The organism is Psychrobacillus sp., assembly GCF_056205495.1.
The window spans coordinates 1-1,656 of the sequence record NZ_JBAEAP010000075.1 but is presented as its reverse complement, the minus strand read 5'-3'; the positions used below and the strand labels follow the sequence as shown (position 1 = coordinate 1,656).

2 protein-coding genes are annotated in these 1,656 nt (G+C 29.8%); both read right to left on the bottom strand.

All coding sequences use genetic code 11. From position 1 onward, the window contains the following. The coding region (locus AC06OU_RS02390) for a glycosyltransferase family protein (protein WP_475853714.1) at nt 1–645 on the bottom strand (645 nt) is incomplete at its 3' end. Between the two features lie 26 nt (nt 646–671). After that, the coding region (locus AC06OU_RS02385; RefSeq protein WP_475853712.1) for a glycosyltransferase at nt 672–1,656 on the bottom strand (985 nt) is incomplete at its 5' end.

The following is a 1,656-nucleotide window of genomic DNA, read 5'->3' as shown; positions in this document are numbered from 1 at the left end:
AGCTGTAATTTCTAGTAGATCCTCTAATCCCCTATTCGGGTCGAATACGCCTACGTAGCTAATAACCGATTTATATTCGCTACATTGTTTTGCAATAATGTTTTTAACTTCAATATCTTCCAAAAAGTTTATATCAGGTATATTAGGTAGTACATAATAATCTCTTCTTGCATGCTCTTTTACCTGATTAATTCTCTGGTCTTCACAAATAATAACATAATCTGTATTTTTAAAAACTTTATTTTCTACTTTTCTTATAATATGTCCTATGATACTTTTTCCCTCTTCTTTGGACATCCAATCAAATACATCAAAAATCACTTTTTTCCCTAATATTTTTTTTATAATATACGCTGGAATTGCTGTATCTAAATCACATGCATGAATAATCTGGTAGTCATTTCTATTTTTAAATAAGTACTTCAAAATAAATATGAACCACATTAATTTTTTAGGGAGATTTCTTATGCCTAAACCAAATTTAGCGGACTTATTAAAATAAACATACTTTTCTTTTGAAATTCCTGAACCTGCTCTATCCCATGCCAATACCTTATATTCTTGATTAATACTTTCTAAATAATTTATATACTTCTGCAGTCTAGGGTCAGGATTCGCATCATTACTCCTAATTAAAATTACCACCATTTCACCTTCTTAATTAACTAATATTATTTAAGCGTCACTGCTTTCTCAAATTGTTCCTTTATAAATTCAGAATCGATTAATACTTCAGCGTTTCTTTTAATATTTCGATATTGTTCTTGATCTAATAACAATTCAAGTACTTTTGATGTCAAAACATCATCATCTCCATATGCTACTATCCCGTTGACCCCATCTTTCAAAATCTCGCTCAAAGCAGGATAATATCTAGCTATTACTGGTGTATTTAGATATAGCGCTTCAACAATAGCTAATCCAAAGCTTTCACTGTGTGAAGCTGAAACAAACAAATCTGCCGCTTTAATATACGGATAAGGATTTTCAACTTCTCCTAATAGAAACATTTTCCCTTGTAAATTATTCGCAATAATTTCTTTCTCAATAAAACTTCTTTGAATACCTTCACCTAAAATCCACCATTCAAAATCAATATTTTTTTCCAATAATGTTCTAGCTACTTTCACATAAGATAGTGGGGATTTATTAGGTTCTAAACGCCCAACAGAAACTATAGTAATACGCGATTTTTTTTGTACACTATAGCTTTTTGATAAGATGTCCATCTTTTTTTCATTTACAAAATTATAGACTATACTAGATTTAGACTTTAAACTCGGATTAATTTTCAAAAAAGACTCTTCAACTGCCTTAGAAACATGTACTATCCTATCGAATTTCTCGTATTCCTTATTATTGTATGTATTACTTAAATTCATAGCTTCATAATCAACGTGAAGCCAACTGATTTTTTTATCTGCCTGTATTTTTTGAAGAACATATTTGTTTGAACCAAAATAAACAGAATTATTATTCGCATTGTTTGTATAAGAGATTGCTATGTCATAACCTATTTTTTTCTTCTCAAACAAAAACATTATTCTATAAACAAAGTCAGACCCTAAAATTTTACATGCCAAGGCTATTAGTTTTCTAGCTATCCAGAGTACCTTTCCTTTCTCTAGCACTTTTTGAGGTAAGGTATTAGCTAAG